The organism is Ammonicoccus luteus (assembly GCF_050880385.1).
In the GTDB taxonomy this organism is placed as follows: Bacteria; Actinomycetota; Actinomycetes; order Propionibacteriales; family Propionibacteriaceae; genus Enemella.
Window position 1 is genome coordinate 132,780 of record NZ_JBNZCI010000005.1, and the last position, 14,446, is coordinate 147,225.

Sequence of the window (14,446 nt, forward strand, 5' to 3'; positions counted from 1 at the left end):
TCAGTCGACCTCCTCGACACTGATCAGGTGGGTCACGGTCCGGAGCATGCCGCGGAACTCGGGCTTGTCGTCCTTCACGACGACGTCACCGATCCGCTTGAGGCCCAAGGACCGCAGGGTGTCACGCTGGTTCTGCTTCTGACCGATCTCCGAACGGGTCTGAGTCACCTTGAGACGTGCCATGCTCAGACCTCCTCTCCGGGCTTGGCCTTCTGGGCGCGCAGGAGGGCGGCGGGGACAACGTCCTCGACCGGCAGGCCACGGCGGCGAGCCACCTCGGCCGGCTCCTCGAGACCCTTCAGCGCGGCGACGGTGGCATGAACCACGTTGATCGCGTTGGGCGAGCCCAGGGACTTCGCGAGCACGTCATGGATGCCGGCGCACTCGAGCACGGCGCGGGCGGAACCACCGGCGATCACACCAGTACCCGGGGAGGCCGGACGCAGCAGCACGACACCGGCCGCCTTCTCGCCCTGCACCGGGTGCGGGATGGTGCCCTGGATGCGGGGCACGCGGAAGAAGTGCTTCTTCGCCTCCTCGACACCCTTGGCGATCGCCGCGGGAACTTCCTTGGCCTTGCCGTAGCCGACGCCGACCATGCCGTCACCGTCACCGACCACCACGAGGGCGGTGAAGCTGAAGCGTCGACCACCCTTCACAACCTTGGCGACGCGGTTGATGGCAACCACGCGCTCCAAGTACATGCTCTTCTCTTCGCGCTGCTGGCCACCACGACGGTCGTCACGGCCGCGACGCTCGCCACGGCCACCCTGGCCGCCGCGCTGATTGCCAGTCTGCTGCATAGCGGTTTGGCTCATCGCTTTCTCCTTCTCTCCGTCGTTTCTTTACAGGCTCAGTCCGGCTTCACGGGCACCATCTGCCAGGGCCGCGAGACGGCCGTGGTAGCGGTTGCCCGCGCGGTCGAACACAACCTGGGTGATGCCCGCGGCCTTGGCGCGCTCGGCGATCAGGGCACCGACCTTCTTGGCCTTCTCGGACTTGTCCGCCTCGGTCCCGCGCAGATCGGCTTCCATGGTGGAAGCGGACACCAGGGTGCGGCCCTGGGTGTCGTCGATCACCTGGGCGAAGACGTGCTTCGCCGAACGGCTGACCACCAGCCGCGGACGCTCGGGCGCACCGAAGATGCGCTTGCGACCGCGGACCTGACGGCGGGTTCGCGAAGCCGCCTTGGCGGCCATGTGCTTGTTCTTCGACAGGGAAATGCCCATGGTCACTTACCAGCCTTTCCGACCTTGCGGCGGACCTGCTCGCCGGCATAACGCACACCCTTGCCCTTATAGGGCTCGGGCTTGCGCAGCTTGCGGATGTTGGCCGCGACCTCGCCGACGGCCTGCTTGTCGATGCCCACCACGGTCATCTTGGTCGGGCTCTCAACCGTGAAGCTGATGCCCTCGGGGGCGTTCACCACAACGGGGTGGGAGAAGCCCAGGTTGAATTCGAGCTGCTGCGGGCCCTTGGAGATCACGCGGTAACCGACGCCCACGATCTCGAGCTTCTTCTCATAGCCCTGGGTCACGCCCTGGACCATGTTGGACACGAGGGTCCGGGTCAGGCCGTGCAGCGCGCGGTTCTGGCGCTCGTCGTTCGGTCGCTTGACCTCGAGCTGGCCCTCGTCGTTGCGTTCGATCGTGATCGGTGCCGGGACCTGATGGGTCAGGGTGCCCTTCGGGCCCTTGACCTGGACCTCCTGGCCATCAACGGAGATGTCGACGCCGGACGGGATCGCGATCGGCATCTTGCCAATGCGGGACATGGTGTGTCTCCTCTCGTCTCTTCGTCGTCACCAGACGTAGGCGAGGACTTCCCCGCCCACGCTCTTGGAATTGGCATCACGGTCGGTCAACAGGCCCTGCGACGTCGAGATGATCGCGATGCCGAGGCCACCGAGGACCTTGGGCAGAGCGTTCGACTTGGCGTACACCCGGAGGCCCGGCTTCGAGATCCGTCGAACGCCCGCAATGGAGCGCTCACGGTTCTGGCCGTACTTCAGGGTGATCTTCAGGGTCTTGCCCACCTGGCCCTCGGACGGCTCGGCAACCTCGAAGTCCGAGATATAGCCGTTGACCTTCAGGATCTCGGCAATGCCGACCTTGATCTTGGAGTGGGGCATTGAGGTGGAGTCATGGAACGCCTGATTGGCGTTGCGCAGACGCGTCAGCATGTCTGCGATGGGATCAGTCATCGTCATGGCTTGGGAGCCTCTTTCTCACAGTGGTTTCCTCGCGGACCTGCTGCGGGTTGATCGGAAGAAGTGAAGGGACGAACGGTCGCGAAGACCGGGGCACCCGCGGTCAGTGCGCGGGTCACCAGCTGGACTTCGTGATGCCGGGCAGTTCGCCTCGGTGGGCGAGATCGCGCAGGCAGACACGGCACAGGCCGAACTTGCGGAACACGGCCTTGGGCCGGCCGCACTTCTGGCAACGGGTGTACGCCCGCACGGCGAACTTCGGCTTGCGCGACTGCTTGACCTTCAGAGCTGTCTTTGCCATCGGTTAACTCACTTCTTCTTCCGAGCGAAGGCCGGGCCCTTCGGGCGCGCCTTGGCGGGCTTCGGGTTGTCGTTGAAGGGGAACCCGAGGTGCTTCAGCAGCGCCCGGCCCTCGTCGTCGTTGGTGGCAGTCGTCACGAACGTGATGTCCATGCCACGCACACGGTCGATCTTGTCCTGGTCGATCTCGTGGAACATGACCTGCTCCGTGAGACCGAAGGTGTAGTTGCCCTGGCCGTCGAACTGGTGCGAGTTCAGACCACGGAAGTCGCGGATGCGGGGCAGCGCGAGCGTCAGCAGACGGTCGGCGAACTCCCACATGCGGTCCCCACGCAGGGTGACGTGGCAGCCGATGGCCTGGCCCTCACGCAGACGGAACTGCGCGATCGACTTGCGAGCCTTGGTGATGCTCGGCTTCTGGCCGGTGATGGCGGTCAGGTCCTTCACGGCACCGTCGATCACCTTCGAGTCGCGCGCGGCGTCGCCGACACCCATGTTCACCACGACCTTGACGAGGCCGGGGATCTGCATGACGTTGTCGTATTTGAACTCCTCGAGCATCGCGGGCTTGATCTCCTCGCGATAGCGCTGCTTGAGGCGCGGGAGCTCCTTGGGCTGAGCGGCCTGCTCGGCCGGCGCCTGGGTCTCGATGGTCTCGGTCATCAGATCTCCTCCCCCGTCTTGCGGGCGATGCGAACGGAGCGGAATGCCTTGTATTCCGAGCCGTCCGGACGACGCTTCGTGACTTCCTCGCGCTTGAAGCCGACGCGGGTGACGACTTCTTCGCCGTCGACCTCGACGAGCAACTGCACGTTGGACACGTGGATCGGCGCCTCGGAGGCGATGATGCCGCCCTCGGTCTTGCCGGTCGCGGTCGGCTGCTCGCGCTTGTGCCGCTTGATGACGTTGACGCCCTGGACGGTCACGCGCTCGCGCTCGCGGTCCACGGCGATGACCTCGCCGACGGCGCCCTTGTCCTTGCCGGTGATGACCTTGACGCGGTCACCCTTCTTCACATGGAGGGTGCGGTTGGTTGCAGCGCCCTTGGACTGTGCCGCCATGGTCAGATCACCTCCGGTGCCAGAGACACGATGCGCATGAACTTCTTCTCGCGCAGCTCACGGCCGACCGGACCGAAGATGCGGGTGCCGCGGGGCTCCCCATCAGTCTTCAGAATGACGGCGGCGTTCTCGTCGAACTTGATGTAGGAACCGTCGGCACGGCGGCGTTCCTTGGCGGTGCGCACGACGACAGCCTTGACGACATCGCCCTTCTTGACGTTGCCGCCGGGGATGGCGTCCTTCACGGTGGCCACGATCGTGTCACCGATGCCGGCGTAGCGACGACCCGAGCCACCGAGGACACGGATGCAGAGGATCTCCTTGGCACCCGTGTTGTCGGCGACCTTGAGTCGCGACTCCTGCTGGATCATGTATTTCTCCTGTATGTCGAACCGGTTCCCCGGGCAGCACTCGACCCCGTGATTTGCTCGGGGCAAGGGCCGACCAAGGCCTGGTCGAACGGACTTTTGGATCAGTCACCCAGGAAAGGTCCCCACTCCGCGGACAAGCCGTGACAGCGGGCACAGACCTAAGGCAACCTGGCAAGCGTACACCAGCGCGCGAACAGCGTGAAATCCCGCCATCAGTCCAGATCCTCGAGGAGCCTCGACGGGATGCGTTCCTGTCCGACGATGCCGGCCACCAGATAGGGATCGATCGGACGCCCGCTGCGGGTGATGCTCAACTCCCCGGTGCGTTCGAGCACGACGAGGGCGGCCTCTTCCAATTGGTGGAGACCAGCCTTGCGCAAGGCGCTGCGCAGTTCGTCCTCGACGATGTGGGCGCGGCGGACGAGATCACGCTGCACCCGTCCCTCGACCATCAGCAGGATCGCCCGGTTGTCGAAAAGGTGCTCTGCGCGGGCGAACCGGCGCAACTCGCCCACGATCGCTTCCATCGCGAACAGCGCCAGCAGTGCGATCCCGCCGGCGGCCAGGGTCGGGGTGTGGCCGAGCGTGACACGACCGGTGATCGCGCCGACGGCCACCACGGCGGCGGCGTCGAAACCGGACATCCTCGCGAGCAGTCGTTGCCCGAGCAACCGGATCAGCAGCACATAGAAGCCATAGATCAACACCGTGCTGAGCGCGACGGCGACGGCATCCCACGCGTCGATGCCGATCCGTGGCCACAGCTCGGCCCAGGCCACGCGAAGGAAATCAGCCATGCTTCATCCTCCAACGGACACGACCGGTCCGCACCGGCAGGCAGGAATCAGGCGAGGGCTCAGGCGGCCGGATAGAAGCAGCCCGCGCCGCGGACCTGCAGCGAGACCCGGCCCCGCGGGAGGTCGCCCTGGATGCGGGCGATGACGGTCTCCCCCGAGTCGAGGCGCACCTGCACATCGGCATCGTGGCCGAAGAACGTCACCAGTTCCACCTCACCGCTCGGGAGCCCCGGGGCGGGTGGCAGCACGAGGATCTGCTCGGGCCGAAGCATCACGGAACCCGCACCGTCCAGCGCGTTGACGGTGATGTCGCCGAGGCAGCTGCTCACGCAACCCGCGACGCAGAAGCCCGGGAGCACGACGGCATTGCCGACGAACTGGGCGATCCCGCTGTCGGCGGGAGCGCGATAGATCTCATCCGGCGCCCCGACCTGGACAATCCGCCCGGCCTGCATGACGGCAACCCGGTCGGCAAGGGACAGCGCCTCTTCCTGATCGTGCGTGACGACGATCGCCGCCACTCCGAGCTGCCGCAGGGTGGAGCGGATGTCGGTCCGCACGCTCTGGCGCAGCGAGGCGTCGAGAGCGGAAAAGGGCTCGTCGAGCAGCACGAGCTCGGGGTCGCAGGCGAGCGCCCGGGCAAGCGCGACGCGCTGGGCCTGGCCGCCGGAAATCTGGGCCGGCATGCGGTCGGCAAGATCGTCGATGTGCAGCAGTTTCAACAACCGCTGGACCTCGGGCCGCTCTCCCGCGCGGCGCAGCCCGAACAGGCGCGCTGAGCCGGGCAGCCCGAACGAAACGTTCTGGGCGACGGTCAGATGCGGGAAGAGGGCGCCTTCCTGGGGCACGAGGGCGATGCGACGTTTGTGGGCGGGTCGCCCGGTCACGTCCCGGTCCCCCACGAGCACGCGGCCGGCGTCGGGACGTTCCAGGCCGGCAATGAGCCGCAGGAGGGTGGACTTGCCGCACCCGGAGGGGCCGAGGATCGCCAGCAACTCGCCCGGCGCGAGCTCGAGACCGACGGAGCGGACTGCCCGCGTCGACCCGAAGGACTTGACGAGGCCGTCGAGAACGAGCGCCGGCTCAGCGGTTTCGGATTCCGCGACGACGGCTTCCCGGACTTCGGCGTCCAACAGTCCCAGGCTCATGAGTTGCCTCCTTGCAGCAAGGTTAGGCTCACCTTAATCATCAGCCAAGGCTTGCGTCGAATTTTCGTGGCGTGACGCTCGCCACATTCCGGCGCGGCGCGTTGCCTCCGCCTTCGGCAGCGACACCCGCACAAGCATGACGGCCGGGAAAATGGCAACCAGCACGAGTCCCAGCGCATACGGCGCGGCGGCCGCGTACGACAGATCTTCCGTGTAAAGCCACAGCCGGGTCGCCAACGTCTCGAACCCGGCCGGCCGCAGCAGCAGGGTCGCGGGCAGCTCCTTCATTGCGCTGAGCATGACGAGCACGAAACCGGCGGCGATTCCCGGCATGGCCAGCGGCAGGGTCACGCGACGCATCACCAGACCGGTGCCCGCGCCCAGCGACCGGGCGGCCTCCTCGATGCGCGGGGACGAGACGACGACCGCGCCGCGGATCGCACCCATCGCCGCGGACAGGAGCAGCAGCACATAGGTGAGCACCAGCAGCGGGATTTCCTGATAGATCGCGCGGGCATAGCGAACGCCGAAGAACACGATCGCCAGCGCCACCACCAGCCCGGGCAGCCCGTGGGCGAAATAGACGACCTGCTGCAGGGCGCGGGACAGCCGGGACCGGGAGCGGGCGGCATAGATCCCGAGCGGCAGGGCCGCCAACGTCGCACACGCCCCGGCGATCGCGCAGACGACCACGGTGTTCGCAACGACCGTGGGCAGTTCGGCCGGCAGACCCCCCGCAAGATCCCGCACGAACCACCCGACGACCACGACCACCGGATAGCCCAGGCTGACGAGCAGCAGCACCACCACGCTCCCGACCGCGGGCCAGCGCCAAGCGCCGAGCGCCAGCGGCGTCGGCGGACGCTTCGGCCCCTGCGCGGCACCGAAGGAGGCGGCACGGGAACGGGTCCGCATTTCGGCGGCGGTGATGAGGAGGGTCATGCCGACGAGTACGCAGGCCAGCACAGCTGCCGGCAACCGGTCGAACGACGCCCGATAGGACATGAAGATCGCCCGCGTGAAGACGTCGAAGCGCATCAACGCGACCGATCCGAAATCGGACAACGCATAGGTCGCGACGAGCAGACCGCCGGCTGCGGCGGCGGGGCGGACCGTCGGCCAGGTCACCCGGGCGAACGTGGTCCAGCGACCGCGGCCGAGGCTGCCGGAGACCTCCTCGAGGGTCCCGCCGGCGCCCCGCAGGGCGGCCGCGGCGGACAGATAGACATAGGGGAAGGTGCTGCCCGTGAGCACCAGCACCGACCCCCAGGCACCTTCGAGGGAGGTGGTGGAGATCCATGCGTACGCCGCCACATAGCTCGGCATCGCCAACGGCAGCGCACCCGCAACGCGCCACACCGAGCGGCCCGGCAGGTCCGTGCGTTCGGTCAGCCAGGCGAGGGCGACCCCGATGATCACCGCGAGCCCCGTCACCGTGACGACGAGGAACGCGCTGTTCCACAGCAGGGACAGCGTGCGCGGGCTCGAAATCGTGGTGAGGACCGTCTGGCGGTTGCCGGTGGCGACGTGGATCAGGAGGTACGCCAGCGGCAGCAGCGAAAACACCGCGACCACCACCGACAGCGCGATGAGGACGCGCGGCGTGGTGGTGGTCGCAGTGGCTCGCAGTCGGGGGATGGCTCAGATCTTTCAGATCATGCCGACGTCCTGCAGCATCGCCTGGGTCTGGTCGAGCGAGTCGAGGTCGTTCAGATCGATGTTGCTGGCGGCGGACAGGTCGAGGGGAGCCAGGTCAAAGGCCGGCTGGACGTCGGCTCTGACCGGGTATTCCGCAGTGTCTTTGGCGAAGTATTCCTGCGCCTCCGGCGAGACCAGGAAGGCGACCGCCTTCTGAGCAGTCTCCTGCCGCTCGGAGCTGGCCAGCACACCGGCGCCGGCCACGTTGATCAGGCCCGCAGGATCGCTCGCAGGGAAGTAGGTCAGCTTGGACTTGACCTCCGCGGGGTCCTTGCCCTCGGCGAACCGATACCAGTAGTAGTGGTTGATCAGGCCCAGACCCACCTCACCGCGATCGACGGCCTCGAGGGCGGCGTTGTTGTTGGCATAGCTCCGCGGTTCGAGCGCCTTGAAGTCCTCCAGCCACTTCTTTGCGCCCTCCTCGCCCTTGGCCACCCGGAGCGCGGTGACGAAGGACTGGAAGGAGGCGTTGGTGGGGGCGTACCCGATCTGGCCCTTGAACTCCGGCTTCAGCAGATCATCGACCGACTTGAGGTCGGCCCCGGCCGCCGCCGTCTCGGTGTTGTAGACGACCACGCGCGCCCGGCCCGAGGTGGCGACCCACTTCTTGTCACCATCAACGTACGCCTGCTCGACCCCGGCCACCGTCGCATCCTCCAGCGTGGCGAGCATGTCGGCCTTCTTCAGCGCGCCGAGCGCGCCGGCGTCCTGGGAGAAGAACACGTCCGCCGGCGAGCGGTCCCCCTCCTCCATGAGCTTGGCTGCGAGTTCCGCGGTCCCCGCGTACTGCACCTCGACGTCCCGTCCAACCGCCGCCTCGAGTTGTTCGAGCACCGGGGCGACGAGCGTCTCGCTGCGCCCGGAATAGATGACGAGCGCACCCTCGGCGTCACCGCCGGCGTTGCCCGGCTCCGGAGAGCTCGTCGTGCCCCCTCCTGAGCAGCCGGCGAGCAGCACGCACGTGGCCAGGGCGGCGGCAAGCGTTCGGACGGTTCTGTTCATCGGCGAACTCCCTTTTCGGCAAGGCAACATAGTTAGGCCAGGCTAACCTCACCTCAAAGGTCGCGGCAATCCGGTCGGAACATCTCGGACTGAGATGCTCGTCACACCTCACTGGGGCTGCGGCGAGCCCTCGAGGCGATGGCCGACCTTGAGCGACACCTGATAGTGGGCGACCTTGCCGGCGTCCACGTGTCCGCGGATCTGGGTCACTTCGAACCACCCGATCTGCGGGATGCTCTCGGCCGCTCGGCCGATGGCGTTCTGGATGGCTTCATCGATGCCGTCCGCGCTCGTGCCGACGAGTTCGATGGTGCGATAGACGTGGTCGCTCATGGGGGCTCCTTTGCCGTCAGCGTGCGTACGCCACAGACGTCCGCGGACCGACCCGCGAACCGCGGGGTCAAACCACCCTAAGGGAAGGCCCGGACAGGAAGCTCCGGGGCTCCCTCAGCCGCCCGGCTTGGGCTCGGTGATCAGCTGGAGCAACGCGACGGACTTCGGCCCCATCCGCAACACATGCGAACGGCCGTCGCCCCGCGACTCGCCGGCAGGCTCCCGGTCCGCTTCATCGCCGAGCACCCGAGCGGCGCGCTCGAACGACAGCTCACCGTTGGCGAAGAGCGCCGCACACGGACCCTCCAGGGGCACGGTCGCATCGCCCGACCCGAAGTTGACGACGATCGACAGCGTCTCACCGCGCATGACCATGAACCACTCGTCCTCGGCGCTGTGCTCCGCGGTCGTCCACTCGAAGCGCGGATCGGTCAGGTCCGGCCAGGTCCGGCGCAGTCGCAGCAGTTCCTTGTTCGCCCGCAGCAGCCGGGCGTGCTCGCCCGCACCGATCTCCGCCCAGTTCAGCATCGAGCCCGTGAACGTGCTCTCGGCCTGCGGATCGGGGACCACGACGTCGCCCCACTCCATCTTGGCGAACTCCTCCAGGCGCCCCTTGGTCACCGCCTCGGCAAGATCAGCCTCCGGGTGCGAGGTGAAGAACATGAACGGCGTCGAGGCCCCCCACTCCTCCCCCATGAAGATCATCGGCGTGCAAGGGCCGAGCAGGATCAACGCCGCCGCGATGATCAGTTCGTCCGTCGTGTGGGACTGGGACAGCCGCCGCCCGTCGGCGCGGTTGCCGATCTGGTCGTGATTGTCGGAGCAGACGACGAGACGCCAGGTCGGCGTGCGGTTCGTGTCCAACTGCCGCCCATGTCGACGGCCACGGAACGACGAAACCGTCCCGTCATGGAAGAAGCCGGTCTCGAACACCTTGGAGAGGGCGTCCAGGGACGCGAAGTCCGCATAGTAGCCACTCGAGTCACCCGTCAGGTTGGCCAACAGCGCGTGGTGGAAGTCGTCGCTCCACTGCGCCGCGAGCCCATAGCCGCCGGCCTCGCGCGGGGTGATCAACCGCGGGTTGTTCTGGTCCGACTCGGCGATCAGCGACAGCGGACGGCCGAGGAAGGCGCTCAGCGCATCGACCTCGGCGGAGAGCTCCTCGAGGAGGTGCACCGCGCGCCGGTCGACCAGCGCGTGCACCGCGTCGAGCCGCAATCCGTCGACGTGGAAATCACGAAGCCACATGAGGGCGTTGTCGATGATGTATCGCCGCACCTCATCCGAATCCTCCGAATCCAGGTTGATCGTCGTCCCCCAGGGGCTCTCGACGCCCTCGTTGAGATAGGGACCGAACCGCGGCAGATAGTTCCCCGACGGGCCGAGGTGGTTGTACACGACATCCTGAATCACGCCCAGCCCGCGGGCATGGCAGGCTTCGACGAAGCGCTTGTACGCCGCAGGGCTTCCGTAGGCGTGGTGCACCGCGTACCACCCCACCCCGTCATAACCCCACCCGTGCTCGCCGTTGAAGGCGTTGACCGGCATGAGCTCGACGAAATCGATGCCCAGGTCGACGAGATGGTCGAGGCGGGCAATGGCGGAATCCAGCGTGCCGCCCTGACCCTGCGGCCCGGGCGTGAAGGTCCCCACGTGCATCTCGTAGATGACGCCGCCGGCCAGCTGGCGCCCCGTCCAGTTGGTGTCGCTCCACTGGTGGTCGTGCCGGAACGTGCGCGACAGGCCATGGACACCGTCGGGCTGCCACCGCGATCTGGGGTCGGGCAGTGGGTGGGTCTCCCCGTCGATGAGATAGCCGTAGTCGACGCCCGTGCGCAACAGATCCGCCGGCAGGTTCGCCGCCGGCACCCACCACCCGCCGTCGGCAAGCTGCATCGGATAGGTGGTGCCGTCGGCGAGCAAATCGAGCGAGGTGGCACGGGGCGCCCAGACGTCATAGTTGATGGGGGGTGTCGTCATGCGTCCTCTTCTTGGCTTGTGAGGTTCTTAGAGGGCACAACCCACCAGAACCGGCTCGGGCACGAGCGTAATCCCGAATTTTTCAGCGACTCCGGCGCGGACGACACGCGCGAGCGCCACGAGATCCGCAGCGGCCGCCGTCCCGCGGTTGGTGAGCGCCAGCGTGTGCTTGGTGGACAGGGTCGCTCGCCCCTCCCCGACATCGGCGCCGAAGCCCTTCTTGAACCCGGCCTGATCGATGAGCCAAGCCGCCGACGTCTTCACGAGCCCGTCCTCGGTGGGGAACTTGGGCGCGTTCTCGGGCAGACCGGCCGCGACCTCACCGCTCACGATCGGGTTGGTGAAGAACGATCCCGCGCTCCAGGTGTCGTGGTCGGCTTCGTCGAGCACCATGCCCTTGCCCCGCCGCAAGCCCAACACCGCCTCGCGAACCGCTGCCGCATTCGCACGTTCGCCGACCTCGACACCGAGGGTGCGCGCCAACTCCGCGTACCGCACCGGAGCGGACATCTCCCCCAGCGGCAGTTGGAAGGTCACCGTGAGGATGACCCAGCGCCCGGGTTCAGCCTTGAACCGTGACCAGCGATAGCCGAAGCCGCAGTCGGCTCCGGCGAACGTCCGGAGTTCACCGGTGGTGCGATCGATGGCACGCACCCGGGCGAGCGTGTGGGAGACCTCCGCGCCATAGGCACCGACGTTCTGGATCGGGGTGGCCCCGACGAGTCCCGGGATCCCCGAGAGCGCTTCGAGGCCGGACCAGCCCTGTGCGACCGAATGGGCAACGAACTCGTCCCACGGTTCGCCGGCGGCGACGGTGACCATGGCGCCCGAGCAGGAGTCGACCTCGGCCAGGATGCCCCTGGTCCGGATGTGGACGACCGTGCCGTCGAAGCCCTCGTCGCCGACGAGGACGTTCGACCCGCCGCCCAGGAGCAGCAGCGGCTCGCCGCCGACGTCCGCGGCACGGACGGCGTCGATCAGGTCCTGCTCCGTCTCCGCGACCAGGAACCGGCGCGCGGGCCCGCCGACGCGGAGGGTCGTGTGCGCGGCGAGGGCATCCGTCTCATGCCGGTCGGCGGTGGTGTCCGCCTCGTGGGGAGGGAAGGTGTGGAACCCCGGCGTGAGCCGGTCGGCCTTGCGGGAGACGTCAGCCACGGCGAACCGTCGCCTTTCCCTTGCCGACCTGCACATCGCCGCAGGTGGCAACGAGCGCGATCTGGATCGGCCCCTCGCCGTCGTCGGTGACCGTCCCGGTGAACACGACTTCCGAGCCCTCGTCGTCATCCGGCACCGGCACCGGCTTCGCGAACCTGAACGAGCAGTCCTCGACCCGAGCCGGGTCACCGGCCCAATCGGTCACGACCCGCAGTGCCACGCCCATCGTGAGCATGCCGTGGGCGATCACGCTGTCGAGTCCGAGCTTCGTCGCGAAGTGGTCGGAGAAATGGATCTGGTTGAAGTCACCGGACGCGCCGGCATAGCGGACGAGTTGCTGACGCGTGAACCGTGCGCGGAGCTCGGGGGTATCGCTCACGACTCCTCCTCACGGGTGTGGAACAAGCTGGAGGTCATCGTGCACACGTGCTCGCCGTCGACGGTGTCGATGCTCGTCGCAACGGTGACCATGTCGACCTGACCGCGGACCCGGACGTTCTCGATCCGCAGGGTCGCCGTGACGTGGTCGTCGGCGCGGAGCGGACGCGCGTACGCAAACTTCTGCTCCACATGAATCGTGCGGTTGAGCGCAAGGCCCAGCTCGGGATCGCCGAACACGGCGTCCCAAGAGGCCAGGACCACCGGAAAGGTCGGCGGTGCGATTGCATCGTCTCCCCGATAGGCAGGATTCTCGTCGCCCAGGGCGTCGGCAAACTCGGCGATCTTGCCGGCGGTCACCCGGTAATGCAGGGGCGGATAAGCACGCCCCGCGTGCTCGGTCGAAATCGGCATGCAGGCCAACTTATCGTGAGGGGCGTGATGCGGACGATCGTGCTGGACTGCGACCCAGGCTTGGACGATGCGGTGGCGCTCATGCTGGCGGCCGCGGATCCTCACATCGAGCTGGCCGCGGTGACGACCGTGGCCGGGAACCAGACACTTCGGAAAGTGACCGACAACGCTCGCCGGCTGGCCGGACTGTTGGGCGTCACGGCGCCCGTTGCGGCGGGCTGTGGCCGGCCGCTGGTGCGCACGCCGGCCTGGTCGACGGTCCACGGCGACTCTGGACTCGGTGGGGTGACACTGACGAATGACCCCGTGGGACTGGACCCTCGGCACGGGGTGGACCTGATCATCGAGACCGTGCTCGCGCGGGAAGCGGGAGTGGTGACGCTGGTCCCTGTCGGGCCGCTGACCAACATCGCGATGGCGGTCCGCAAGGAGCCGCGGATCGTCGAGCACGTGCGCGAGGTCGTGCTCATGGGCGGCGGCTATCACGCCGGGAACCGGACCGCGGTCGCGGAGTTCAACATTCTGACCGATCCCGAGGCTGCGGCGATCGTGTTCGGCGAGCCCTGGCCGGTGACGATGGTCGGGCTGGACCTGACCTGGCAGGCTCTGGCAACGCCCGCGGTGTTGGCGCGGATCGCGGCGGTGGGGACAGCTGCAGCCGAGTTGGTCGTGGCGATGCTCGGGTCCTATGGCGAGGCCTATCGGGCGCACCGGTTCACCGAAGGACCGCCGGTGCATGATCCGTGTGCGGTGGCGTACGTCATTGATCCCACCCTCATCACCACCCGCCGCGCGCCGATCACGGTCGAGCTCACCGGGACGGCGACACTTGGCATGACCGTCGCCGACTTCCGCGATCCCGAACCCGACTGCTCGACGCAGGTGGCTGTGGACCTGGACGTGCCGCGGTTCTGGGACCTGGTCATCGAGGCCTTGCGTCGACTGCCCTGACGTGAGGCGTTGCGTCGGTGCGCAAGAGCAGTCCGACGAACAAAAAAAGCCGACCGCCCGCAGGCGATCGGCTCTCTGAGTTCCCAGCGCGTCAGCGGGTCTCGCGGTGCGCGGTGTGGGTGTGGCACTTGGGGCAGAACTTCTTCAGCTCAAGACGATCCGGATCGTTGCGCCGGTTCTTCTTGGTGATGTAGTTGCGCTCCTTGCATTCGGTGCAGGCCAAAGTGATCTTGGGCCGGACGTCAGAAGCTTTGGCCATCGTCGTAATCCTCGTCGTCGGAATGTCTGGGGTGGTGTGCTGTCGAGCACTTGGGTAGCGAGAGCGGGATTCGAACCCGCGACCTCACGATTATGAGTCGTGCGCTCTCACCAACTGAGCTACCTCGCCTTGGGCCTTCACCGGTCGAGCCAGTGAAAGATCAGAGCCCCCAAGCAGAATCGAACTGCTGACCTTCTCCTTACCATGGAGACGCTCTGCCTACTGAGCTATAGGGGCCTGGCACTTCCGTGCCGACGAGAAACTATAGACACGCGCGAGCACCCAAAGCAAATCTCGCCCGGCCACCGGGAGGAGACCCGCAAACGCAGCGGGTTCCGGCCAGAAAGACAATGGCCCCGGACCTGGGTCCGGGGCCGACGTGGCAGGTGC

The 14,446-nt window shown here is 67.2% G+C and carries 20 protein-coding genes and 2 tRNA genes; 1 reads left to right on the forward strand and 21 read right to left on the reverse strand.

From position 1 onward, the window contains the following. From rpmD to ACQ260_RS12850, 18 genes are all read right to left on the reverse strand, one after another. On the reverse strand, window positions 1–183 hold the full coding sequence (rpmD, locus tag ACQ260_RS12765) for a 50S ribosomal protein L30 (protein ID WP_432559835.1): 183 nt from the start codon (window positions 181–183) through the stop codon (window positions 1–3). Between the two features lie 2 nt (window positions 184–185). Continuing rightward, window positions 186–818 carry a 30S ribosomal protein S5 gene (rpsE, locus tag ACQ260_RS12770; protein WP_432559836.1) on the reverse strand — a complete coding sequence of 211 codons (633 nt, stop codon included), beginning with the start codon at window positions 816–818 and terminating at the stop codon, window positions 186–188. 27 nt (window positions 819–845) lie between these two features. Beyond that, window positions 846–1,229 carry a 50S ribosomal protein L18 gene (gene rplR / locus ACQ260_RS12775; protein ID WP_432559837.1) on the reverse strand — a complete coding sequence of 128 codons (384 nt, stop codon included), beginning with the start codon at window positions 1,227–1,229 and terminating at the stop codon, window positions 846–848. 2 nt (window positions 1,230–1,231) lie between these two features. Then, window positions 1,232–1,774, reverse strand: coding sequence for a 50S ribosomal protein L6 (gene rplF / locus ACQ260_RS12780; RefSeq protein ID WP_432559838.1), 543 nt, complete (start codon window positions 1,772–1,774; stop codon window positions 1,232–1,234). A gap of 27 nt (window positions 1,775–1,801) precedes the next feature. Next, the gene (rpsH, locus tag ACQ260_RS12785; protein WP_432559839.1) at window positions 1,802–2,209 is read right to left on the reverse strand and encodes a 30S ribosomal protein S8; all 408 of its coding nucleotides are present in this window, start codon (window positions 2,207–2,209) and stop codon (window positions 1,802–1,804) included. Between the two features lie 115 nt (window positions 2,210–2,324). Then, entirely contained in the window at window positions 2,325–2,510 is a 186-nt protein-coding gene (locus ACQ260_RS12790) for a type Z 30S ribosomal protein S14 (protein WP_432559840.1), read from the reverse strand. Between the two features lie 8 nt (window positions 2,511–2,518). Then, the gene (rplE, locus tag ACQ260_RS12795; RefSeq protein WP_432559841.1) at window positions 2,519–3,172 is read right to left on the reverse strand and encodes a 50S ribosomal protein L5; all 654 of its coding nucleotides are present in this window, start codon (window positions 3,170–3,172) and stop codon (window positions 2,519–2,521) included. Beyond that, window positions 3,172–3,570: a 50S ribosomal protein L24 gene (gene rplX / locus ACQ260_RS12800; RefSeq protein ID WP_432559842.1), complete on the reverse strand. Its 399-nt coding sequence runs from the start codon at window positions 3,568–3,570 to the stop codon at window positions 3,172–3,174. The genes rplE and rplX overlap by 1 nt, the downstream gene beginning before the upstream one ends. Window positions 3,571–3,572: 2 nt before the next feature. Then, a complete protein-coding gene (gene rplN, locus ACQ260_RS12805) occupies window positions 3,573–3,941 on the reverse strand; it encodes a 50S ribosomal protein L14 (RefSeq protein ID WP_432559843.1) in 369 nt (122 codons plus the stop codon). A 212-nt stretch (window positions 3,942–4,153) separates the two neighbouring features. Further along, the gene (locus ACQ260_RS12810; protein ID WP_432559844.1) at window positions 4,154–4,738 is read right to left on the reverse strand and encodes a DUF421 domain-containing protein; all 585 of its coding nucleotides are present in this window, start codon (window positions 4,736–4,738) and stop codon (window positions 4,154–4,156) included. Between the two features lie 59 nt (window positions 4,739–4,797). Next, the gene (locus ACQ260_RS12815) at window positions 4,798–5,886 is read right to left on the reverse strand and encodes an ABC transporter ATP-binding protein (protein WP_432559845.1); all 1,089 of its coding nucleotides are present in this window, start codon (window positions 5,884–5,886) and stop codon (window positions 4,798–4,800) included. Window positions 5,887–5,919: 33 nt separating this feature from the next. Beyond that, window positions 5,920–7,452, reverse strand: a complete 1,533-nt coding sequence (locus tag ACQ260_RS12820) for an ABC transporter permease (protein ID WP_432559846.1) — start codon at window positions 7,450–7,452, stop codon at window positions 5,920–5,922. Window positions 7,453–7,536: 84 nt separating this feature from the next. Continuing rightward, a complete protein-coding gene (locus ACQ260_RS12825; protein ID WP_432559847.1) occupies window positions 7,537–8,586 on the reverse strand; it encodes an iron ABC transporter substrate-binding protein in 1,050 nt (349 codons plus the stop codon). A gap of 108 nt (window positions 8,587–8,694) precedes the next feature. Then, window positions 8,695–8,919 (reverse strand): dodecin, encoded by a 225-nt coding sequence (locus tag ACQ260_RS12830; RefSeq protein ID WP_432559848.1) that lies wholly within the window; start codon window positions 8,917–8,919, stop codon window positions 8,695–8,697. Window positions 8,920–9,033: 114 nt separating this feature from the next. Further along, complete coding sequence (gene treZ, locus ACQ260_RS12835) at window positions 9,034–10,899, reverse strand: malto-oligosyltrehalose trehalohydrolase (protein ID WP_432559849.1); 1,866 nt, start codon at window positions 10,897–10,899, stop codon at window positions 9,034–9,036. A gap of 27 nt (window positions 10,900–10,926) precedes the next feature. Further along, the gene (locus ACQ260_RS12840) at window positions 10,927–12,054 is read right to left on the reverse strand and encodes a UDP-N-acetylmuramate dehydrogenase (protein ID WP_432559850.1); all 1,128 of its coding nucleotides are present in this window, start codon (window positions 12,052–12,054) and stop codon (window positions 10,927–10,929) included. Beyond that, window positions 12,047–12,433, reverse strand: coding sequence for a MaoC/PaaZ C-terminal domain-containing protein (locus tag ACQ260_RS12845; RefSeq protein WP_432559851.1), 387 nt, complete (start codon window positions 12,431–12,433; stop codon window positions 12,047–12,049). The genes ACQ260_RS12840 and ACQ260_RS12845 overlap by 8 nt, the downstream gene beginning before the upstream one ends. Next, window positions 12,430–12,846 carry an FAS1-like dehydratase domain-containing protein gene (locus tag ACQ260_RS12850; protein WP_432559852.1) on the reverse strand — a complete coding sequence of 139 codons (417 nt, stop codon included), beginning with the start codon at window positions 12,844–12,846 and terminating at the stop codon, window positions 12,430–12,432. The genes ACQ260_RS12845 and ACQ260_RS12850 overlap by 4 nt, the downstream gene beginning before the upstream one ends. A 27-nt stretch (window positions 12,847–12,873) precedes the next feature. On the opposite strand from ACQ260_RS12850, the gene ACQ260_RS12855 reads away from it, so the two are divergent. Then, window positions 12,874–13,797, forward strand: a complete 924-nt coding sequence (locus ACQ260_RS12855) for a nucleoside hydrolase (RefSeq protein WP_432559942.1) — start codon at window positions 12,874–12,876, stop codon at window positions 13,795–13,797. Between the two features lie 91 nt (window positions 13,798–13,888). On the opposite strand, the gene rpmG is transcribed toward ACQ260_RS12855, so the two are convergent. The 3 genes from rpmG to ACQ260_RS12870 form a co-directional block, all read right to left on the reverse strand. Continuing rightward, window positions 13,889–14,056: a 50S ribosomal protein L33 gene (rpmG, locus tag ACQ260_RS12860; protein ID WP_425310309.1), complete on the reverse strand. Its 168-nt coding sequence runs from the start codon at window positions 14,054–14,056 to the stop codon at window positions 13,889–13,891. A gap of 55 nt (window positions 14,057–14,111) precedes the next feature. After that, window positions 14,112–14,185, reverse strand: a tRNA-Met gene (locus ACQ260_RS12865). Between the two features lie 35 nt (window positions 14,186–14,220). Then, window positions 14,221–14,293: transfer RNA gene (locus ACQ260_RS12870), tRNA-Thr, on the reverse strand. Window positions 14,294–14,446: the final 153 nt, after the last annotated feature.

Excerpts from the sequence above, each read along its gene's own strand:
- rpmD (WP_432559835.1), bottom strand. The coding sequence starts at position 183 with ATGGCACGTCTCAAGGTGACTCAGACCCGTTCGGAGATCGGTCAGAAG.
- rplE (WP_432559841.1), bottom strand. The coding sequence starts at position 3,172 with ATGACCGAGACCATCGAGACCCAGGCGCCGGCCGAGCAGGCCGCTCAG.
- rpsH (WP_432559839.1), bottom strand. The coding sequence starts at position 2,209 with ATGACGATGACTGATCCCATCGCAGACATGCTGACGCGTCTGCGCAAC.
- rplR (WP_432559837.1), bottom strand. The coding sequence starts at position 1,229 with ATGGGCATTTCCCTGTCGAAGAACAAGCACATGGCCGCCAAGGCGGCT.
- ACQ260_RS12830 (WP_432559848.1), bottom strand. The coding sequence starts at position 8,919 with ATGAGCGACCACGTCTATCGCACCATCGAACTCGTCGGCACGAGCGCG.
- ACQ260_RS12815 (WP_432559845.1), bottom strand. The coding sequence starts at position 5,886 with ATGAGCCTGGGACTGTTGGACGCCGAAGTCCGGGAAGCCGTCGTCGCG.
- ACQ260_RS12790 (WP_432559840.1), bottom strand. The coding sequence starts at position 2,510 with ATGGCAAAGACAGCTCTGAAGGTCAAGCAGTCGCGCAAGCCGAAGTTC.
- rpmG (WP_425310309.1), bottom strand. The coding sequence starts at position 14,056 with ATGGCCAAAGCTTCTGACGTCCGGCCCAAGATCACTTTGGCCTGCACC.
- rplN (WP_432559843.1), bottom strand. The coding sequence starts at position 3,941 with ATGATCCAGCAGGAGTCGCGACTCAAGGTCGCCGACAACACGGGTGCC.
- rplF (WP_432559838.1), bottom strand. The coding sequence starts at position 1,774 with ATGTCCCGCATTGGCAAGATGCCGATCGCGATCCCGTCCGGCGTCGAC.
- rpsE (WP_432559836.1), bottom strand. The coding sequence starts at position 818 with ATGAGCCAAACCGCTATGCAGCAGACTGGCAATCAGCGCGGCGGCCAG.
- ACQ260_RS12810 (WP_432559844.1), bottom strand. The coding sequence starts at position 4,738 with ATGGCTGATTTCCTTCGCGTGGCCTGGGCCGAGCTGTGGCCACGGATC.
- ACQ260_RS12855 (WP_432559942.1), top strand. The coding sequence starts at position 12,874 with ATGCGGACGATCGTGCTGGACTGCGACCCAGGCTTGGACGATGCGGTG.
- rplX (WP_432559842.1), bottom strand. The coding sequence starts at position 3,570 with ATGGCGGCACAGTCCAAGGGCGCTGCAACCAACCGCACCCTCCATGTG.
- ACQ260_RS12850 (WP_432559852.1), bottom strand. The coding sequence starts at position 12,846 with ATGCCGATTTCGACCGAGCACGCGGGGCGTGCTTATCCGCCCCTGCAT.
- ACQ260_RS12825 (WP_432559847.1), bottom strand. The coding sequence starts at position 8,586 with ATGAACAGAACCGTCCGAACGCTTGCCGCCGCCCTGGCCACGTGCGTG.
- treZ (WP_432559849.1), bottom strand. The coding sequence starts at position 10,899 with ATGACGACACCCCCCATCAACTATGACGTCTGGGCGCCCCGTGCCACC.